General features: G+C 59.6%; 16 protein-coding genes. 9 read left to right on the top strand and 7 right to left on the bottom strand.

Translation table 11 applies throughout. The features are described from left to right. The first annotated feature begins 121 nt into the window (after positions 1-121). The 7 genes from GV044_RS04245 (at position 122) to GV044_RS04275 (ending at position 9,321) form a co-directional block, all read left to right on the top strand. Positions 122-1,249 (top strand): NADH:flavin oxidoreductase, encoded by a 1,128-nt coding sequence (locus GV044_RS04245; protein ID WP_159865901.1) that lies wholly within the window; start codon positions 122-124, stop codon positions 1,247-1,249. 42 nt (positions 1,250-1,291) lie between these two features. Continuing rightward, the gene (locus GV044_RS04250) at positions 1,292-2,071 is read left to right on the top strand and encodes an SDR family NAD(P)-dependent oxidoreductase (RefSeq protein WP_159865905.1); all 780 of its coding nucleotides are present in this window, start codon (positions 1,292-1,294) and stop codon (positions 2,069-2,071) included. A 186-nt stretch (positions 2,072-2,257) separates the two neighbouring features. Further along, the gene (locus GV044_RS04255) at positions 2,258-4,405 is read left to right on the top strand and encodes a 3-hydroxyacyl-CoA dehydrogenase NAD-binding domain-containing protein (protein WP_159865908.1); all 2,148 of its coding nucleotides are present in this window, start codon (positions 2,258-2,260) and stop codon (positions 4,403-4,405) included. A 159-nt stretch (positions 4,406-4,564) separates the two neighbouring features. After that, complete coding sequence (locus GV044_RS04260) at positions 4,565-6,331, top strand: amidohydrolase family protein (RefSeq protein ID WP_159865911.1); 1,767 nt, start codon at positions 4,565-4,567, stop codon at positions 6,329-6,331. A gap of 557 nt (positions 6,332-6,888) precedes the next feature. Next, positions 6,889-7,386 (top strand): MaoC family dehydratase, encoded by a 498-nt coding sequence (locus tag GV044_RS04265; protein WP_159865914.1) that lies wholly within the window; start codon positions 6,889-6,891, stop codon positions 7,384-7,386. Beyond that, a complete protein-coding gene (locus GV044_RS04270; RefSeq protein ID WP_159865917.1) occupies positions 7,386-7,856 on the top strand; it encodes a MaoC family dehydratase in 471 nt (156 codons plus the stop codon). The genes GV044_RS04265 and GV044_RS04270 overlap by 1 nt, the downstream gene beginning before the upstream one ends. 256 nt (positions 7,857-8,112) lie before the next feature. Beyond that, the gene (locus GV044_RS04275; RefSeq protein ID WP_159870850.1) at positions 8,113-9,321 is read left to right on the top strand and encodes an acetyl-CoA C-acetyltransferase; all 1,209 of its coding nucleotides are present in this window, start codon (positions 8,113-8,115) and stop codon (positions 9,319-9,321) included. Between the two features lie 403 nt (positions 9,322-9,724). Here the strand turns inward: GV044_RS04275 and GV044_RS04280 are convergent, their stop codons facing one another. From GV044_RS04280 to GV044_RS04310, 7 genes are all read right to left on the bottom strand, one after another. Further along, positions 9,725-10,885, bottom strand: coding sequence for an acyl-CoA dehydrogenase family protein (locus GV044_RS04280; RefSeq protein ID WP_236554691.1), 1,161 nt, complete (start codon positions 10,883-10,885; stop codon positions 9,725-9,727). Between the two features lie 54 nt (positions 10,886-10,939). After that, the gene (locus GV044_RS04285) at positions 10,940-11,719 is read right to left on the bottom strand and encodes an enoyl-CoA hydratase/isomerase family protein (protein WP_159865920.1); all 780 of its coding nucleotides are present in this window, start codon (positions 11,717-11,719) and stop codon (positions 10,940-10,942) included. Between the two features lie 203 nt (positions 11,720-11,922). Further along, the gene (locus GV044_RS04290; RefSeq protein ID WP_159865923.1) at positions 11,923-12,732 is read right to left on the bottom strand and encodes an IclR family transcriptional regulator; all 810 of its coding nucleotides are present in this window, start codon (positions 12,730-12,732) and stop codon (positions 11,923-11,925) included. Positions 12,733-12,837: 105 nt separating this feature from the next. After that, positions 12,838-14,043 (bottom strand): hypothetical protein, encoded by a 1,206-nt coding sequence (locus GV044_RS04295; RefSeq protein WP_159865926.1) that lies wholly within the window; start codon positions 14,041-14,043, stop codon positions 12,838-12,840. Beyond that, a complete protein-coding gene (locus GV044_RS04300) occupies positions 14,040-15,227 on the bottom strand; it encodes a sulfotransferase (RefSeq protein ID WP_159865929.1) in 1,188 nt (395 codons plus the stop codon). The genes GV044_RS04295 and GV044_RS04300 overlap by 4 nt, the downstream gene beginning before the upstream one ends. A gap of 35 nt (positions 15,228-15,262) precedes the next feature. Then, positions 15,263-16,390 carry a CaiB/BaiF CoA-transferase family protein gene (locus tag GV044_RS04305; RefSeq protein ID WP_159865932.1) on the bottom strand — a complete coding sequence of 376 codons (1,128 nt, stop codon included), beginning with the start codon at positions 16,388-16,390 and terminating at the stop codon, positions 15,263-15,265. A gap of 214 nt (positions 16,391-16,604) precedes the next feature. After that, positions 16,605-17,480 carry a CoA ester lyase gene (locus tag GV044_RS04310; protein ID WP_159865935.1) on the bottom strand — a complete coding sequence of 292 codons (876 nt, stop codon included), beginning with the start codon at positions 17,478-17,480 and terminating at the stop codon, positions 16,605-16,607. A gap of 324 nt (positions 17,481-17,804) precedes the next feature. On the opposite strand from GV044_RS04310, the gene GV044_RS04315 reads away from it, so the two are divergent. Together GV044_RS04315 and GV044_RS04320 are read left to right on the top strand one after the other, a co-directional pair. Continuing rightward, positions 17,805-20,237 (top strand): TonB-dependent receptor, encoded by a 2,433-nt coding sequence (locus tag GV044_RS04315; protein ID WP_159865938.1) that lies wholly within the window; start codon positions 17,805-17,807, stop codon positions 20,235-20,237. A gap of 30 nt (positions 20,238-20,267) precedes the next feature. Beyond that, positions 20,268-21,044 (top strand): SDR family NAD(P)-dependent oxidoreductase, encoded by a 777-nt coding sequence (locus tag GV044_RS04320; RefSeq protein WP_159865941.1) that lies wholly within the window; start codon positions 20,268-20,270, stop codon positions 21,042-21,044. Positions 21,045-21,142 lie beyond the last annotated feature (98 nt).

The raw sequence follows: 21,142 nt of genomic DNA on the forward strand, positions 1-21,142 counted from the left end.
GCTGGTTTCAAGTTCATGTGTAATGCAGTGAGGGACGCGTGCAGACGCTTTGATTGCGGCACATCGTCATGATAGCCCGATCGCAACGACAGAACAGGGGATCGAGGAGAGGTGGTGAGCGATGACCAGTCTTTTTGAGCCGGTGACGATGATCCGCGGCCCCCAGATGAAGAACCGCTTTGTCCTGGCGCCCATGACCAATCAGCAGAGCCACGCGGATGGCACCGTAAGCGAGGACGAGTCCCGCTGGCTGGCCAAGCGCGCCGAAGGGCAGTTTGGCCTGGTGATGACGGCCGCGGCGCACGTCCAGCCTTCAGGGCAAGGTTTCCCGGGCCAGATCGCCGCATATGATGATTGTCATGTCGACGGCTTGCGCACGCTCGCCTCGACCCTGCGCGAACGGGGTGCGGTGTCGTCGCTGCAACTCTATCACGGCGGCCTGCGGTCTCCGCCCGCTCTGGTCGGCAAGCCGCTCGGACCGTCCAGTTCGGAAGGCGGGTCGGTTTACGGCACTGGGGGCGCCCCGCTCGAGTCGGACGGCTTTCGCGGACTGACCCTCGACGAGATCGCGGGACTGCGCGCAGCCTTCGTCCAAGCGGCGCTACGCGCCGAACGCGCGGGGTTCGACGGGGTCGAGATCCATGGCGCGCACGGCTACTTGCTTTGTGCGTTCCTCTCGCCCGAACTCAACCAGCGCGACGATGAGTACGGCGGCAGTTTGGCGAACCGCTCGCGCCTCATGTTCGAGGTCGTGGATGACATCCGGCGCGCTTGCGGCCCGCAGTTTCAGCTTGGGCTGCGGCTGTCGACAGAGCGCTACGGCATGCGACTTGGCGAAGTGAAGGACGTCGCCGCCGAGTTTCTGCGAGAAGCGAAAATCGACTACCTCGACTTGTCGTTGTGGGACGTGAACAAGCGGCCGGCCGAGCCCGGGTATGGCGATGACTCGTTGCTGAGCCATTTCGTTTCGTTGTCGCGAGGTGACGTGCGGCTAGGCGCCGCCGGCAAGATCATGGGCGGCGCGGGAGCGGCGGCCCTGCTCGACGCAGGATGCGACTTCGCGGTGATCGGCAAGGCCGGCATCGTGCGGCACGACTTCCCCATGCGCGTGCAGCGCGATCCGCTCTACAAAGCGCCGGCGCTTCCGGTGAGCGTGGCCGAGCTTGAGAGAGAGGCGGTAAGCACCGCCTTTCTGGAATTCATGAGGGGGAACCTCGCAGGGTTCCTGCGTGAAGAGGAGAGTGCCTAGGCACTCGCCCGAAGACCGGCATGGCTTGAGAGGATTACTACAATGTTGATCGACTTAAGCGGACGGACTGTCTTGGTAACGGGCGGCGGCTCGGGGATCGGCCGTGAGGCCTGCATTGCGTACGCAGCATCCGGTGCGGACGTGGTCGTGGTCGACCGCCACCTTGCCGCCGCTGAGGAAACGGCGGCGTTGCTGAGGCCCGACACGGATGCCATTGCCGTGCGCGCTGACGTCACCAGCGAGGGTGACGTGAGCAACATGGTGGCGCAGGCCGTCTCCCATTTCGGCAAGCTCGACTGTGCCTTCAACAACGCGGGCGTTGGGGTGGCCGAGGCAGGAACCTCCGGCAAGCGTCTGCACGAGTTACCCCGGGCTTCGTGGGACATGCTGATCGGTGTCAACCTGACGGGGGTGTGGCTATGTATGAAGGCGGAGCTCGAGCATATGGTCGCTCGCGGGCAGGGCGGCGTAATCGTGAACAACGCCTCCATCGCCGGCCTGATCGGCTTTCCTAAAGCCAGTAACGCCTATGGTGCCGCGAAGCACGGTGTTGTCGGCATGACTCGGCAGTCCGCGTTCGAGTATGCACCGGACAACATCCGGATCAACGTGATCTGCCCTGGGCCGATAATGACCGCGTTGACCGCCGCGCACGCGACCCCCGAAGTGGTTGGCAGCGGCGTGCCGCTTGGCCGGCCCGGCTCGCCCGAAGACATCGCCAGCATGGCCGTGTACTTGAGCTCCGACCAGGCCGCGTTCATCACCGGCATGGCATTCGCCGTTGATGGCGGCGTCACGGCGGGTCAGCTCGCCTCGGCTTGAGTTTTCCAGCCGCTGCCAACTCCATGCATTTGTAATCATCGCTCCAGGATCGTGCGTTCGCCTCGTCCACCTGCGTCGCTCGCGCTACGAGCGCCGGGTAGGGCAGCAACCCTCGCCGCTGGAACTCCGCCCATGCGAGGGGCAAGCGCCGTCTATGATCATCGAGTGGGACATGAGGAACGCAACATGAGCGGTTTTACGTACGACAAGGATGCGGACGGCATCGTTACCATTACGATGGACATGGTCGGCCAGTCCGCCAACACCATGAACGTGCACTTCTGCACGATGATGCGCGAAGTCTTCGAGGCGATCGAACAGGATAGCGATGTGACGGGGGTCATCCTCGCATCGGCGAAGAAGACGTTCTTCGCAGGTGGCGACCTCAAGGAAATGCTCGAGAGCGAGCGGACTGCGCAGCAGCTGTTCGACTATCTTACTGAGACCAAGGGCTACCTGACCAGGTTCGAGCGCCTCTCTGTCCCCGTGGTCGCAGCGATCAACGGCGCGGCGCTGGGCGGTGGGTACGAGATCTGCCTGGCTTGCAACTATCGCGTCGCAGTCGATGCGCCCGGCGTCGTCGTCGGGCTGCCCGAAGTCACGCTGGGCCTGCTTCCCGCCGGCGGTGGCGTTGTTCGATCTGTCGCTCTTCTCGGTCTGGAGAAGGCGCTGCCGCTCCTTCTGGAGGGCAAGAGCGTCCCTGTTGCCAAGGCGCTGGGTATGGGGCTCGTCGACAAGCTGGTCTCCGACGCGGCGCAACTCCTGCCGGCCGCCAAAGAGTGGATCAAGGCCAATCCGCAGGCAGCGGTGCAGCCGTGGCATAGCAAGACCTTCAAGTATCCTGGAGGCGATGCGACCTCGCAGGGCGTGCGCACAACCGTCGCGATGGCGACCCCTAGCTTGCTAGCCAAGACGCGGGGGCTGATGCCAGCGCCCGAGAAGATCCTCGATGTCGCCGTGAACTCCATGCGCATGGGCTTCGACAGCGCTTTGCGCCAGGAGAGCCGCGCATTCGTTTCGCTTCTGCGTAGTCCAGAGGCCAGGGCCCAGATCACGACCTTTTTCCTGCAGATGAACGGTCTTTCCAAAGGCGCCAACCGCCCTTCGAGTGAAGGGCGCAAGATCCGCTCATCCGCCGTGCTCGGCGCCGGCATGATGGGGCAGGGCATCGCCTGGTCGCACGCGTTGCGTGGCCTGCCGGTCAAGCTGAAAGACATCACGACCGAGGCAGCGGAGAAGGGCAAGGCTTACTCCGCCACCGTCGCCGACAAGCAGATCAAGCAAAAGCGGCTCACTCCTGAGAAGAAGCAGGAAATCTTGGACCGCATTACCCCGACCGCCGACTACGCCGACCTTCAGGGCGTCGATCTGATCGTGGAAGCAGTATTCGAGGAGATCGGCCTGAAGGAGAAGGTCCTCAAGGAGAGCTTCGCGTGCCTGAGCAGCGACGGCGTATACGGCACTAACACGTCAACCATTCCCGTCACGCTGCTGGCGCAATATGTTCCCGATCCGTCACGGTTTATCGGCATCCACTTCTTTTCGCCGGTCGACAAGATGCAGCTTGTCGAGATCATCCGCGGCGAGGAGACCTCGGATGAGACCACTGCAATCGCCTACGATTATTGCAAGCAGATCGGCAAGATTCCGATTGTTGTGAAGGATGGTCGCGGTTTCTTCACGTCACGAGTCTTCGGCACTTATATCGACGAGGGCGCAGCGTTGGTGCGTGACGGCGTGGCGCCGGTCACGATCGAGCGCGAAGCGATGAGGGCAGGCATGCCGGTCGGCCCCTTAGCGGTCGCCGATGAAACCTCGCTGAGCCTCCCCAAGAAGATCCTCGATACGCACGAGGCGATCGACGAGATGCTTCAAGTCAAGAACGGGTATCCGGCAGACATGACGGCGACCCGCGAGGTCACGTTCAAGCTTGTCGAGCAGGGCCGCGGCGGGCGCCAGTACGGCGGCGGCTTTTACCGCTACAACGCCGATGGCACCAAGAACCTCTGGGAAGGCTTGGCTGATTTCGCCACCGGGAACCTCGAAGTATCTCCGCAGGACGTTCGCGATCGTCTGCTGTTCCGCCAGGTGATCGAAACGCTGCGCTGTTATCGCGAAGGTGTCCTTCGCAGCGAAGCCGAAGCGAATATCGGCTCGATCTTCGGTTTCGGTTTTCCGGCGCACACCGGGGGTTCGATCCAGTTCGTCGATTGGTACGGCACTGAGAAGTTCGCGGCACGGGCTGCCGAGCTGGCAGACAAGTTTGGTAATCGCTTCGCCTTGGAAGACGGGCTCCTGGACGGGCTGGCCAAGCATACGAAGGTCGAGGCCTGAAAGGGGCCAAACGGCCCTGATGGACATATGACCAGAATATACATGTAATCTTGTTCATTGCTGCGAAGTCAGGCGCCTGAGCGATGTCGTTTGGAGCAATGCGCATTATCTCAGAAACAACGTGTGCCTTCGTGGCACGTCGAGAACGTGGAGATGGAAATGCAGGACTATGATCTCATCATCCGCAATGGGACGATCATCGACGGGACCAAACAGCCGCGCCGCAAGGCGGACCTGGCAGTCTTAAAAGGGAAGATCGTCAAGATCGGTTCTCTCGGCGATGCCACCGCGAAGCGCGAAATCGATGCGACCGGGCGCATCGTATCACCGGGTGTCATAGATCCGCACACGCACTATGATGCGCCGCTCCACTGGGATCCTTACGTCACGAGTTCGTCGTGGCATGGCACCACCACCATCGTAATGGGCAATTGCGGGTTCGGCTACGCGCCGTGCCGCCCCGCCGACCGCGATCGGTACATGTGGATGATGGTCAACACCGAGCAAATTCCTTATGAGTCGCAGCGCACTGCGCTAAACTGGAGCTGGGAAACCTTCCCTGAGTGGATGGAGAACCTGCGCAACATCCCCAAGGGTGTGAATGTGGGGATGTTCCTGCCGCTCAATCCTTTGCTCGTGTACGTCAAGAGCGACGAGGTGAAATCCCGTCCGACCACCGACGCGGAACGTCAGCGCATGGGCGAGCTGCTCAACGAGGCGATGGACGCCGGCGCGCTCGGCTTCAGCCTCTCGCTGCTCGGAAACGGCAACGGGCACGTCGATTACGACGGCACGCCGGTGCCGACCGATGTGATGGATACCGAGGATGCCTACTATCTGGCTGGCGTCATGCGCGAGCGCGGCGAGGGTGTCATTCAGTCACTCGTCGAGATCCGCATGGAATCGCGTCGCGAGATCTCCGAAAATCTTGCGCGTATTTCGGGGCGGCCGGTGATCCACAACGTCATCACCGTGGTCGACGGCACGGCCAATCCGACGCCGGAGGAGCTGAAGATCACCAACCGCTGGCGCGAGCAGCTCGAATGGGTCGATCGCGCTGAGGCGGAAGGTCTGGAGATCTATCTGCAGTCGATCGCGTTGCGAGGCTGGGCCGAGTTCAAGATCGAAGACAGCACGCTCTTCAACGCCATCCCGGTTCTCGAAGAATTTGCGCATTGTCGGACGAACGAGGCGCGCATGGCAATTGCCGAAGACCCCGAATGGCGCGCTCGCGCCCGGGAAGCTTATCGTGACGAACAGTTCGTGTCGATTGGCGGAGGCTTCGAGAAGTATGTTCTCGCCAACGCCTATGGCCATCCCGTGTATCAGAAGTACGTGGGGCAGACCATCGGTCAGATCGTCGAAGCCGAAGGCCGACACAAGGTCGACGTTTTCTTCGACATCCTTGTGCAGACAAAGATGCAGGTCGATTTCAAGCTGACTGAAGCACAGTCGAAGGACGGTGAGAAAGTCGAGCAAGTCCTGCGCCACCCGCGCGTCATCCCTGGCGCCTCCGATGGCGGTGCGCACGTCAAGCAGTTCGTCGGTGGCCATTATCCGAGCGACCTGATCGGGTGGATGGTCAAGGAAGACGGACGCATCCCACTCGAGGACATGCACCACATGCTCAGCGCGCGACCGGCGCGGCTGCTCGGACTGCAGGACCGTGGCCTCCTGATCGAAGGGTATGCGGCGGACATTGTCGTCTACGATCTCGAGGAGCTGGGCTTCGACACGACCTACGTGATCGCGCATGACCTTCCGGGCGGTGATTGGCGCCGGACTGTCCCAGCGCGTGGCGTCGATTACGTGCTCGTCAACGGAACCGTGATCATGGATCACGGCCAGCCTTCAGGCGACTACCCTGGCCAGGTTGTCGAGCTTCAGTCGCTCTCCGCTGTGCCGGTTCCCGAACTCGCCGAGTGAGCAAAAAGGGGCATGCGGCAAAATGCCGCATGCCCCTTGCTTTAGATATTCGCGTAAGGGTCGGTTGACGCGTAGCTCAAGGCGATGATGGCAGTGCGCCGCGTACCTCGGTCCTCTGGTAATCGGCATTGACAGTGGCTTAGAATGGCGTCGTTGGAGCAGATCTTGGTCACGAGCTGGCGCAGATCGGCATCGTCGCGATGTCAGTTATGGCCCACTGTAGCGCCACATGGCGGCGCTCGGCTCGGCTTCAAAGTCAGCGCCTGGCCGATAGACTAGCCCGTGGAGGGTTGGTTGACCACGTAGAAGCCGTCACAACGGCCGTGAGCACCAGTACAACACGTTGATCCCACTGCGAGTTCGATGACAACTCAACTGACGAAATTCTACACACACAGTCCTATCCACCTGTAATATTCGGCTACCCGCATTTTGGGACCGCCGGAAGCTCGATATAACTTTCCTGGGGGTGTGTGGCTCAGCCATTTTGCCGGCTGGGGTTGCAGCTGACTCCCTAAGTAGACGGACCGGCGGCAAAGCCGCCTTTAGGAGATGGTATGCCAGACGATGTGCGCAGCCGGGCGGTGCTTTGGCCCAAGGGCCGGTTGTTCGAGGATTTCGAGGTTGGACAGCATTTCGACCATCACTGGGGTCGTACGATTACTGAGGCCGATGCGCTTCTGTTCGCAAGTCTGACTATGGCCTATAACCCGATCTACTTCAACCGCGCCTTTGCCTTGGCCGAAGGTCATAGTGATATCGTCGTGTGTCCTCAGCTGGTGTTCAACATTGCCCTTGGACTGAGCGTTGAAGATTGCAGCGAGATCGGCGGTCCGTTCCTCGGCGTATTCGAGCTCGAATATCATCGGGCAGTGTATCCAGGTACCACGGTCATAGCGTCCAGTGAGACCGTCGACGTGAGGACCTCCGAAAGCAATCCAGCGAACGGGATCGTGACTTGGCGAACGAAGGGCGCGACGCCAGAGGGCGAAGCGCTCGTCTCTTTCCGTCGCTCCAATCTGGTGCGGCTCCGCAACGCTCCGGGAGGGCAGTGATGGACTATACTAAGCTAACCGCCGCGACGAACTACTTCGAGGATTTCACGCCTGGCCTCGTAATCCAGCATGCGCGCGGTAAGACCGTGACGCCGCTGGACAATGTGCTGATCACCAACCTCGTGATGAATACCGCAGAGGGTCATTTCAACGACGACCTGATGAGCCGCCATCCCGTTGGCAAAGTCGTGGTCTATGGCGGCGTGAATTTTTCGATGGTGCTGGGGCTTGCCTCTCAGGATTGCTGCGAGAATGCCATCGCCGAGCTTGGCCTTGACAACGTCAAGCTGATGAAGCCGGTATTCCACGGTGACACGATCTACGCGTACAGCGAGGTTCTCAGTGCTTCACCCTCGGACCGGGATGATGCCGGGATCGTGGTATTCCGGCACTATGGCTTCAATCAGGACGAAGACCCGATCGTCAAGGTTGATCGCAAGGTTCTGCTGAAGCGTCGTCCTGCTGCCTGACGCCGCCCTCAGGCAGCTCGCTACTAGCAAGACCAACTGCGCACATTATCGCTCGTCTGGCTACGGGCAACACCGCATGTGCTACGCATTAAAAGGCAGGGGCGCGTCATTTGCACGTAAGCGGCGTTGGAGCGGGCGCCGAGCAGCCAACCTCTTCGTACAGCTGTAATCATTGCGACCCGTACTTGCTCTTTTACCCTTACCCTTCATTGATTTTACGAAACTGCGCATAAGGTGCGCATTTGCAGGAGGATTTATGGCCGAGGCGGCTTTTATATATGACGCGATCAGAACGCCGCGTTCGCGCGGAAAGGCCGACGGTGCGCTTAATGAAGTCAAACCGATCGATCTGGTCACTACGCTGCTGAACGAGTTGCAGGCGCGCCATGACCTCGATACCTCTAAGGTTGACGACGTTTTGCTTGGCTGCGTTTCGCCAGTCATGGAGCAGGGCTCCGTGCTGCCAAAGATCGCGCTGCAGAAGGCTGGCTGGGACGAGTCCGTGCCTGGAGCTCAGGTGAATCGCTTTTGCGCTTCAGGCCTCGACACCTTCAACACCGCCGCCGCAAAGGTCGCGTCGGGATGGGAGGACCTGGTCTGCGCGGGTGGTTTCGAGAGCATGAGCCGCGTTCCGATGGGATCGGACGGTGGCCCGTTCTCCGAAGACCCCGCGACCGGAATCGCGACGAGCTTCGTGCCCCAAGGTATCGGAGCCGACCTCATCGCCACCATCGAAGGCTTCTCGCGTGATGACGTTGATGCCTTCGCCGTATCATCGCAGAAAAAGGCTGCGTTCGCGCAGGCGAATGGCTGGTTTGATCGATCGGTCGTCCCCGTGAAGGATGAGAACGGCCTCGTCATCCTTGAGCGAGATGATTTCATCAAGCCCGATACCGATATGCAGACGCTCGGATCGTTGAAGCCGAGCTTCGCCGGCCTGGGCTCGTTCGGCTTCGATGATATCGCGCTCGCCAAGTACAACAAGGTCGAACGCATCAATCACGTGCACACCCCTGGCAACAGCTCGGGCATCGTGGACGGCGCCTCGCTGGTGATGCTTGGGAACGAGCGGATCGGCAAGGAACTGGGCCTGACCCCACGCGGACGCGTGCTGTCGACCGCGGTGATCGCGACCGAGCCGACGATCATGTTGACTGGCCCTGGCCCAGCGTCGTTCAAGGCACTGCGCAAAGCCGGGTTGACGATGGCCGATATCGATCTCGTCGAGATCAATGAGGCCTTCGCCTCCGTCGCTCTCATGCTGCAGCGGCAGCTCGACGTTCCGGATGAGCGATTGAACGTTGTTGGCGGTGCCATCGCCATGGGGCATCCACTCGGCGCAACCGGCGGCGCCCTGGTCTCGACCGTACTCGACGAACTCGAGCGGCGTTCACTCAAGCGTGCGCTGTTGTGCATGTGTGTCGGTGGGGGCATGGGCATCGCCGCGATCATCGAGCGCGTTTGATCCTATCGGTTGGCGGGTCAAGCCCGGCTGCCGATAGCTAACTTTCGAGACAGACCGGTGCGAGGCATCAGCGAAACGCGCTTTGCAGTTCCGCTGATGCCTCGCACCGCTCACTGCCCGTAAAACCTTCGCGGGGGCAAGAGGCTCGCTCTTCGGCGAACATTAGCTCGGCGCTATGACGCACCCGTGGACGGGAGAAAGCCTGGGTCAAGGGTCATGATCGTCGGCTCGCCCGAGCCCATCCCATCTATACGCGCCCATCCCCGGCGTGCGGCTGCGCGGTGATCTAGCGTCGTTGCTCTGCTGCAGAGCAACGGATCGGATTGGATAACTAGCAATGCCGCTACGAGTTGCGACCGCCCCCTTCGCATTCGCGAGGCCCGCACAAGCCAGCAGCCCGTTTTCAGAGCGAACGGGCGATCAGCAACTTCATGATCTCGCTGGTGCCGCCGTAGATACGAGTGACGCGCGCGTCCTTGTACGCCTGTGCGATGGGGTATTCGCTCATGTAGCCGTAGCCGCCGAACAGTTGCAGGCAGCGATCGACGATGATCCCCTGCTGCTCCGTGGCGAACAGCTTGGCAGCTGAAGCAGTTGCGCTGTCAAGTTGGTCGTTCAGGTGCAACTCCGTGCAGCGCTCGATGAGGGCGCGAACCGCCATTGCTTGCGTCTTGCACTCGGCAAGAACGAATTGGCTGTTTTGGAAATCGAAGATGGCTTTGCCGAAGGCTTTGCGCTCCTTGACGTAGGCTACTGTCAGCGAAATCACGTACTCAATGGCGGCGAGTGACTGGATTGCGATAATCAATCGTTCCTGCGGCAGTTTTGCCATCAGCATGCCAAACCCGGCGCCAGGTGCGCCTAACATGTTTTCAAGCGGAACGCGCACGTCGTTGAAGAACAGCTCAGAGGTGTCGCCGTACTCACGCCCGATCTTCTCTAGATTGGTCCCCCGCTCGAAACCGGGTGCATCCGCGGTCTCGACAGCAAATAGCGCGATGCCCTTGGCTCCGGGCTCACCGTCAAGCCTTGCCACGACCAAAATCAGGTCCGCATGCTGACCGTTGGTGATAAACGTCTTGCTACCGCTGATGACGACCTCGTTCCCGTCGATCCGCGCTTGGGTTCGGATGGACTGCAGGTCCGATCCGGTGCCCGGCTCGGTCATGGCGACTGCCAACACCATCTCACCCGAGCAGATCTTTGGCAGCCAGCGTTGCTTCTGTTCCTCGGTGCCGAAAGAGGTCACGTAGGGCGCGACGACTGCATTGTGCAGCGTGATGTCCCATCCTTCGACGCCGGCATGGCCGAGCGCTTCGGCAAGTACCATTTCGTGACGGAAGTCACCACCTGCACCGCCATACTCAGCCGGGATCGAAACCCCGAGCAGGCCCGCCGCGCCCGCTTCGCGCCATAATGCGCGGTCCACCAGGCCGGCCTCTCGCCACTCGCTGACACGCTCGGCCGGCATGTGGACGGCAAGAAAGCGTTTCACCATGTCCGCGAACATGGTGAAGTCCTCATCTTCGAGGAAGGTGGCGCGGGGCAGGACGAAGTTGCTCACGTGATGTCCTTAGATAATCAAGATTGCCGCACGAAAGCGGATGCAAGTTGCAGCTCAGCAGCTGGTGAAGTCGGGCTTACGCTTTTCGAGATAGGCTCGCAGTCCCTCTTGGCCTTCACGACCCGCTGCCGCAGCTGCAATGCCGCGGGATTCATATTCAAGGTGTGTTTCTAATGACCGACCATAACTCTCGAGCAAGAGAGACCGGACCGTACCCACCGCTGCTACCGGCTGCGCCACGAGCTGCTGGGCGATTGCGTCACTTCGGGTCGTCAAGGTGGCCTCGTCGGCGGCAAGCTCTGTGATCAAGCCTATGGCAAGCGCTTCCTCGGCACCGACCCTGCGATTGGTCAGAGTCATCTCCTGCGCACGACGGAGGCCTATTAGGCGTGGCAGGAGCCAGGTCGCGCCGCCATCCGGCGTGAGGCCAATGGCGGGATAGCCCATCGAGAAGTGGGCCGAAGGCGCGGCGATGACGATATCACCCAGAAGGGCTAGGCCCAGCCCAGCCCCAGCAGCGGGTCCGTTCACAACGGTTAGCAGCGGCTTGCGCATGCGCGCCAGGTACGACACCGTCTGGTGCACGATGCCAGCGAGGCCGCTGACCGTTGCTCCGGTGGCCGGTCCAGCACTCGCCATCAATGAAATGTCGCCACCGGCACAAAAGTGCTTACCGTTGCCTGTCAGTGTCACGCATCGGATGGTATCGTCATGGTCACATTCGCGAGCGATCTCCACTAGACGAGCACCCATCTCGGCATTGAGGGCGTTTCCGGCTTGAGGCCGGTCGAGCGCAATCCGTGCAACTGCACCGCGCCGCTCCAATGTAATCACGCTTTTCCTGGCTCCCGAATGTTTTTGCCCCGGATCGGGCCCTATGCTGAAGCAGCAAAGCGGAAGTTTGTCCTTCCGTCCAGAACGAGCAGGCGGTTCCAGTCTATATTGCAGCTCTAATAAACGTAGACGCTTACACCCACGGTCCGGCTCTCACTGTTTGAGCATCCTACCTATCTTAGGGATGTGATTTGTCACAGGCATCAGAGCGAACTGTTATAATCGCGCGAGAAAGCCGCAAGCGCTTCAAGGATTAGCGTCTTTTTCACGGTAATGCGATCGATCGGACCGCCAACTCCAACCGCGATCGGAATTTTTCCGATCGGTGCGGGGATTGCGATCGCGATTGCCGAAAAGCCTCCGGTCATGTCTCCCATCGTCTGGGCGAACCCGTCCTCCCGAATTTGGTTCATAAGATCCATGAACTCGGGAAGTGTATAACGAAGGCTGGCATCGACTTCGGCGTTATAGCGGCGCAGTATTAGCGCGATCTCCGCGTCTGTCTTCCGACTCAGCAAGGCTCGGCCCACTGCAGTGCGGGGCATCGGCCGCAACATGCCCGATTGGATCTCGAGCCGGGTCGGCTGATTCGGAAGCTGTGCGCTGACGTATTGGGAGTATATTCCGTTCTGGATCCCGATGATGGTCGTCTCTTCAGTCGCGTTCATGAGAGCGTCGAGATGCGCCTCCATGTCTCCCTTGCGACCTGCGAGCCTGTGCAGCCAACTGCCGAGCAGCATGATCCGAATGGTTGGGATGTAGGTGCGGGCACCCCGGTCGTGTTCGAGGTAACCCATCTTCACCAGGTTTCGGACGAGCATCGTGACGCTCGGCTGGGGGATGTCCAGGGCGCGGCAGATCTCCCCGATTGTCAGCGCTTTTTGGTGGAGGCTGAACAGTTCGAACAAGGCCAAGGTACGCTCAGCCGACTTGATAGACCGAGTGGACTTATCGATATCCTCGATATCCCACGGTGCGTATTGCTCCCCTCCGACGTTTGGCAGTGTCTTCATCGTAGCCTTGCGGTGCTGCTTTGTCGCTCTAGAGTCCCCTTCACCAGAACGGCACAACGAAAAAGCGAATTCAATGCGCAACAAGGTCTGCCGCGCGTCCTCGCTTTAAAGCGATCGGCGTTGAACCGCAATGCGCCGTTGCTGCAACATCGTGCGGCGTTCCTCGAAACCGACCGTCGGTGTTTCTAGCGGGAGCACGCTCGCCAACTCGGAGAATGGCACGACGCGAACGCTTGGCTCGACGTATGTACCTTCGACCCCTTGGCAACGCACGAACATGAAGCCCTCTCGCAAATGACCCGGGTCAATCCAGTTCGCGAAGCCGGGATCAGTGGCACTCAGAACAAGATGCACTTGCCCATCCTCTGAGTGATGCGCCTGCATGAGATTGAGGCTGTTCTGACGGTTCTCGAAGTCAAGGGCGGCAAACCACAAGGGATGTCCGATCATGAAGCCGAGGTAGCGGCAACGAGGCGGAGTGATGGAGATAACCAGAGCCTGATCGTCCGGCAAGTGCCACCAGCCGATTGAATTGCGCTGGCCCGGGAAAGCCCCGCCGCCGCTCTTGGTCTTGATCGAGGGCCCCTCTTGGGGGGCAGGCGGAAATGCGTTGATGGGCGCGTTGGAGCGAAATTCACTTACCTGCTCATCGTTGATCGTAGTCACGAAAGTGAGACGCTGCGCAAGCGCTTCGATGCTGCGCGCGATGTCCGCGCTGCTCGGCGGTGGAGCGGGGTCAAGTGCTTCACCGGCTGCCTCGATCCATAGCTCGCCGCCATGTTCAGCGTCCCAGTCCCCGAACGTTCGGCGCACGAACACCAAGTCTGCTTCGGGATGCTGGGGTATGTAGTTTGCCACATTGTCGGGCCCGCCGATGTGAACAGTGAATGTGCCGTCAGGGTCCACCACGAGCGTTCCCGCATCGAGTGCACCTAACGTTCGCGAATGCTGACCGTTTTGGTTGCGCCCTATGCCCGTTCGCAGTTCAACACATATATCTACAGTCGTGCCGCGCTCGCCTCGGATGACATATGGCCGAGTTCCATCTACTTGCGCCGAAAAGTAGAGGTTGTCCGGATTGCCGAGGCCCCACTGCGAAAATTCATCCATGAATTTGATGAATCGCGGCCGCGCAGTGTCAGCGCCTAGGAAGTACCTGTCGGTGACCCACTTGTTGATGCCCAAGATCAGCCGATAGCCCGCCGCTCGTTCTACGTCGGGCAAGTCGCGCGTTCCCACGAGGAAGGCCTCCAGGCCCGAGATCGCTGCCTTGAATGCGAACATCGCCTGCTGGAGCTGAACTGTGCTCACGCTCGAACGCCCTCGACAGGGATGCCGAACCGCTGTCGATAGGCTCCAAACCGCTCTTCCAAGGCCTCTGGTGTGAGCCCAAATGCCTCTAGCGAATAGCTGAACTTGCCGTGCCGATCACCCTTGTTGCGCTCGAGCCATTGGGTCATCGCTGCGCTCGCCCGCTCGTCAAAGGGGAGATCGAACTTCCGGTAGATCGCTTCGATCTGCGCCACCGGGGAAGCGGCGAAGTCGGCGTAGAGCAGGTGGTGGATGTCGGGGTGGCCGATCAATGGGCTTTGCGTTGCTCGATCAAGCTGACCTCCATAAACCTCCATCAACCTAGCGCCCACTTCCTTGCGATCGACGGGTTTGCCGATAGTGCCCTCGACCAGTCTCGCGTTGAGTTCGAATACCGAAGGAAAGATCTTCTGCGGATCGCGATGCACCCACACAACCTTGGCATCTGGATAGACAGTCTTGAGCGCTTCCAGGCGGACATGGTGCTCAACACCCTTAAGAGCCCAGCGCCGCTTCGGCATGCGCCATTGCAGAGACTGGAGTAGCTTCTTGTGGAAGCGATAGTACTCCACCGGATCGTCCATCAGATCGATTGAAAGGAAGGCGGGGACGCGAAAGTAGAGCGTCCGGCGCATCACTTGCAGATTTAACGCGCCGAAAGCCTCGCATTCGGCGGCAGCGGCTCCACCCTCGTCAAAATAGGGGTGCGACAACAACAAGCTCGGGTCGGTGCGGACCAAGTCGGCCACCTCCTGATCTGCGTCTGCACGTCGCGGGTCATCGGGCTGCATGATACCGAGCGGTGGAGACGGGCGAGTAGTTTCCCACCATTCCGGGATGCGATTGTCTGGGTGTTGCCCGATCAGCATGTTGAGCAGGGTCGTGCCCGAGCGAGGACAACCCGTGACGATGATGGGACTGTCGATGACCTCCTCGCCGATTTCCGGATGATCGATGTGATCCTGCAGGAGATGTGCACGGCGCGACAGCAGGTCGCTGACAGTTTCAATAGCGGCTGATTGGCCCTCTGCGTCGAGGGCGGCTTCGTTCAGGTAATTGACGAGCTTGTCCAACCGCCCGCCCAGCGAATCTTCGAAGATGTTTGATAAATCTGCCTTGACGCGCGTGCGGTCGAGAACAACCTCACGAGTGATCCGCGCGACGTTCACGTCTAAATTCGACATCTTGGGTCCTCTCGTTTGTTATGGGCCTGGGCTGATCAGCCGATCACGCCGCCCAATTGTAGGCGGTGAATTGCGTCGTGCTCTAATCCAACTTCCCGGAGCAGGGCGCTTGATAAAGTAAGTCGGTCATCATCCGAAGCACGTGGGGCCGCCGCTGGTGTTGCTGAGAACCGCGGGGCGGGGCTTGGCTGAATGACACCGGCCAATTCGGTGAACGTGCTGCGCGCGACGTTGTGCGGGTGCCGGGCCGCCTCGCTCATGGTAAGGACTGGCGCAAGGCAGCTTTCTGCGGCCTCGGGGTGAGCGCACCATTCTTCAGCAGATCGATCCTTGAACCGGGCTGCAAATCGGGCCTTCATCTCGGGCCAGTGGCTCCTGTCCATCTGTGTCTCACGAAGTGCCGCATCCATCTCGAGGACGCGCAGCAGCGCCGCGTAAAACTGCGGCTCTATGGCCGCGACGCTTATGTAATTGCCATCCGCACACTCGTAGACCTCGTAGAAGTGCGCGCCGGTGTCGAGCAGGTTGCTCCCACGCTCGTCCGACCATTCTTGCGTCGCCTTGAGGGACCACGTCATCGCCATTAGCAGGGCAGTGCCGTCCACCATGGCGCAATCGACAACTTGTCCCACGCCTGTACGGCATGCGGAAAGGAGTGCGGTGACCATCCCGAAAGCGAGCAACATGCCGCCTCCGCCAAAATCCCCGACCAAGTTTATCGGTGGGGTCGGCTTCTCACCTTGGCGCCCCATGTGAGCCAGAGCGCCGGCCATCGCGATATAATTGATGTCGTGTCCCGCAGCGTGGGCGTAAGGACCGTTCTGGCCCCATCCTGTCATTCGTCCGTATACAAGTGCTGGATTGTCGCCGAGCAGCACTTCAGGGGCGAGGCCAAGCCGTTCCATCACGCCCGGTCGAAAGCCTTCGATCAGTCCGTGAGACTTCGCCGCAAGTCGGCGGACGATGTCACGCCCTTCGGGCGCCTTCAGATTGACCTGTAGGACGTCCCGTGAACGCGACAAAATGTCGACGTCCCACCCGGGTTTGCCTGGCTGCTCAATACGTATGACTTGGGCGCCGTGATCAGCCAGCATCATCCCTGCAAACGGTGCTGGCCCGAGACCCGCGATCTCAATGATCCTGATCCCGTCCAATGCTCCCACGCGATCCGTCTCCCTTCTCAGCTAAGCAGCGCGACTAACATCGCCCTTAACTCATGAGAAACACATTGAAGCGACAGACGGCGGGGATTACATATATAATTGGGAAGGTGGACCTCCAGCATTGTGTGCCCGAAGAATATCGCGCTGCTGCCTGCGAGCAGGTCGGCTCCGAGCATAGGCTACGATGGTTTTAAGCTCCGCGACGCAGACTGCTTCAAATGTCGGAAGGGCTGGTCAGCTCGGCAAACGTCAGCAGGCGCCGCGCCTGTTCTTGGTGCAGCAACTCGACCATTTTGCCGTTCACGCGAATGGCGCCCTTGCCGCTGTTCTCCGGCAGGGCGAATGCATCAATAACCGCTCGCGCCCACTCGATTTCCTCGACCGATGGCGAGAACACCTCATTGCAAACGGCGATTTGGTCCGGGTGGATAAGCGTTTTTCCATCAAAGCCGAATAGCAGACCTTGCTCCGCCTCCTGGCGGAAGACCCCCGCGTCGCGGAACTCATTGCAAACGCCATCCAATACAGTGATCCCATGCGCGCGAGCCGCGGCCACAGTCATCGACAAGAAGGGAAGGAAAGGCGTGCGCTCGGGCGTGAGCTTCGCCCGCATCTCCTTCGCCAGATCGTTGACGCCCATCACGAACAGCGACAACCTCGAAGTTCGAGCCATCGCAGCAATCTCGTGAAGATGGGGAATGCAGGCGCATGTCTCGATCATCGCCCAAAGCTGCATCTCAGCCGGGGCCTGCTCGAGTACTTCCTCATAGCGTGCAATGTCGTCGACACAGGAAACCTTCGGAACAAGCACTGCGGCTGCACCGGAACTGGCGATGGCAACAAGGTCATCCATTCCCCATGGCGTATCGATGCCATTGGCGCGGATAGCTACCTCGCGCGTTCCAAAGCCACCTTCCTGCGTCGCCGCGACGGCGGCCCGACGGGCTTCAATCTTGCTCCCCGGGGCAACGGCATCTTCAAGATCGAGGATTATGACGTCGGCAGGCAAGGTCCTGGCCTTCGCAAGAGCCTTCGCGTTCGATGCCGGAAGATAAAGAGCGCTGCGGCGAGGCCGCTCGATTTGGGGCATGCTTGTTCTCCAACTTGCGAAGTTAGCGGTCGTGGCTCGGGACGCGAGGACCGCCAAGGCGCTAAAAAAGCTGTCGCCGCGAGTGTTCGATCACACAGCTGCAATCAAGGAAAGTTGTCGGTCATTACGGTTGTATTATGAGCGGGATATCTAGCGTGGTGCCTCTCGCTTGTACTAGAGATCGGGACGAGAGTGGCTGCATCAAACGGGCAGTCCGGGACCCGGTGTGCGCCTAAGTTGCCCACGGCTCACCTGAGCAGATCAGATCGCTGCTTTGATCGTGCTGCTTGTATTGCTTAAGAACAAACTGAGGGTTGAGGTGACATGAAAGTCAAATTCGATGCGGCTATTCTTGCGGGCGCAAGCCTCATGGCATTTACTGCTAGCCCTGCATTCGCGCAGGTGGCAGCCGATAATCAGGCTGCAGTCTCACCCGATCGTCAAACTGCAATGTCATCATCAGACATTGTTGTCACTGCTCAGCGGCGCGACACACTGCTGTCGCGGACGCCGGTCACCGTGAATGTCGTATCTGGTGAGCAGCTTGCCAAAGCGCAGGTGAACTCCGAGGCGGATTTGCGTGTTACCGTTCCGGGCTTGTCTGTTAGGGCTGGTACTAGTTCCGACCAGCTGAACTACTCAATGCGCGGCAATTCCCAGGATGCCTTCAGCGGCACGCGTCCGGGCGTCCTCCCATATTTCAACGAAGTGCAGATCGGCGGTTCTGGTGGCTCGTCTGCGTTCTACGACTTGGCGTCTGTTCAGGTGCTTAAAGGGCCACAAGGCACCCTATTTGGTCGGAGTGCCACCGGAGGCGCCGTGCTGTTCTCGACCGCGAAGCCGGTGGATCAATTTGAGGGCTACGCCAGTGCACTCGTCGGCAATTACGCGGCGCGCAAGGGGGAAGCGATGCTGAACGTACCGCTGTCCGACGAAGATCTGATGTTCCGTATCGCAGGCTTCTGGTCGAAGCGTCATGGCTACCAGCACAACTTGTACGATGACTCGCGTGAAGGTGACATGGAGCGCTACGGCTTCAGGCCGAGTTTAACCGCGGAATTTGGACCGAATGTTCATAACGAGCTCGTGATTGACTATTATCATGCCAAGGGCGGCAGCATGATCGGTGTCATCACAGGCCTCCTGCCTCCCTCTGCCACGCCGGGAACACCTCCGTTTGTGCCTCTGCAGTACCTCTACGCCGGCAACGCTACTCCCGAAGCCCGCGCAACTGGTATCGCCACGCTCGCCGCCTTCACCGGCGCGCCTGCCGCGGCAGCGGCGGGGTTCTATGACGCGTACTTCGCCGATCCACGGCACCCTTCGACCGGGCTTCTAGGCGTCGTAGCCGACCAAAAGACGCGCGGACCCTACGTCGTCGATACAAACGCTCGCAATTACTATCGTGCATCAAACGCAATTGTGACCAATGCCACGACCATCGATCTCGGCGACACTCTGAAAATCAAGAACATTCTTGGCTATACGAGTCTGTCCTCCTTGACGTCATTTGAATCGGACGGGACGCCTTTCGACATAAGCGGAACCGGTTTGAAAGGTAGCAATGATGGATATCGGGAGAAGACGGAGCAGTTCTCGAACGAGCTTCAGCTCATTGGCACCAACATCGGCGGAAATCTAGATTTTATTGTCGGATATTACTTCTCAAAAGAGAAGCTGACGTCCGTGCGTGATAATAGATTCTTCGACATATTCTTCGGAGGTCAGACGCCGAACGACGCTTTCATTCTGCGCAATACCACCAATGCAGGGTTCGGGCAGACGACCTATCGCTTCGGTGACAGCGGCTTCTCGTTGACCGCAGGAGTACGCTACACAAGTGAAAAGGTGCAGAAGGTGCTCCTCCCGGGTGATAATAGCTACGATCCATCGGGTATTGCCCCTCCGGGGTTCGATTATAATCAATCGCGTACCTTCAACCGTATCAGTTGGCAATTCGGTGCGCAGTACCAGGCTACACCGGAACTGTTTCTCTACGCGGTTACCCGTCGCGCCTACAAGAGCGGCGGCTTTGTCGGCAACTCCGCGCCGAAGGTTGGCTACGCCGATGTATCTGGCGACGCCTTCCGCGCTGAGCGAGTAACTGATGTGGAAGGCGGCGCAAAGTTCGCCGGGCGTGTCGCGGACATGCCGCTATCCTTAAATTTGGCGCTCTACCATCAGTGGATCGTCGATAGTCAGCGCACCGCTTACACATTCTCGGCCGCCGACGGACCCGCCGCTGTGACGGTAAACGTGCCTGGCGGCCGCGCTTACGGTCTTGAGCTCGATGGCTCACTTCGTCCGGCATCCTGGCTCACAGTTGGTGGCAATTTCAACTACATCCACTCCCACTTCCTGTCCAAGCCGGTATCGGCCAACGGCCAGCTGCAAGTGTTCGACCAGGTTCCGGATACGCCACGCTACACCGGGATTGCCTATGCCGACATCACTGTGCCGGTATCAGGCGATCTCGAAGTCCAGCTGCACGGCGACGTCTACGCGCAGACCAAGGCTTATACCTTCCCGCGTTCCACCAACAACCTTGGTACGACAATCGACAGCTATGAGATTGCGAATTTCCGTATTGGCCTAAACAACACTGAAAATGGATGGTCTTTGACCGCCAACCTGAAGAATGCCTTTAAAAAGGTGTATTACGTAGGCGGTCTGCCCACCGGCGAGCTTTACCAGATAAACACCTTGATCCCAGGCGAGCCGCGCACATTCACCGTCGAGGGACGCATCAAGTTCTAAGGCAAAAGCGCCAGCTTAAAGGGTTTCGGGATGAAACTATTTGATCTTGACGGCAAGATATGTGTCGTCACTGGGTCGTCGCGGGGCATCGGCCGTGCGATCGCGAAGGCCGCGGCTCAAGCGGGCGCGAAGGTCGTGATCTCAAGTCGCAAGCAAGATGCTTGCGACTTGGTCGCGAATGAGATCAATGCCGACCTCGGCGAAGGGCGAGCCGTTGCGATTGCTGCCAGCATCTCTTCAAAATCGGATCTGCAGCACCTCGTTGATGAGACGCGTCGAGTTTTCGGCAAAATCGATGTGCTGGTCTGCAACGCGGCCTCCAATCCGCATTACGGCCCACTCGCATCAATTACGGACGAGACCTTCGTCAAGTTGTTCAACAACAACGTCCTATCCAATCATTGGCTGATCGGGATGGTCGCTCCCGAGATGATCGAGCGAAAGGATGGGTCGATCATTGTTATCTCATCCGTGGGAGGATCTCTCGGCTCTTCGGCGATCGGCGCGTACAACATAACCAAGGCTGCAGATCTGCAGCTCGTGCGGAACCTAGCAGTCGAGTTTGGTCCCCATAACGTCCGTATTAATGCAATCTCGCCAGGAATCATCAAGACAGATTTTGCCAAGCCTCTCTACGAAAGCAAGGACGCGTCTGAGGCAATCGAGCGGGTGACGCCGCTACGTCGCGCAGGCGAACCAGCGGAGATAGGTGGTGCCGCAGTGTTCCTAGCCTCGGCGGCCGGAAGCTACATGACGGGGCAATCGCTTGTGATCGATGGGGGCCGCACAATCAATGGGGATAGCTAAACTGCTCCCACTGCCAGCCTCATCAGGGTTGTAATAAGCTACCAAGCCCCTTGCTCGTGTTTGAGGCTGCTCTGATAAGCATCATCAAGGCGCAGGAA

Source organism: Novosphingobium sp. 9U (genome assembly GCF_902506425.1).
GTDB lineage: Bacteria > Pseudomonadota > Alphaproteobacteria > Sphingomonadales > Sphingomonadaceae > Novosphingobium.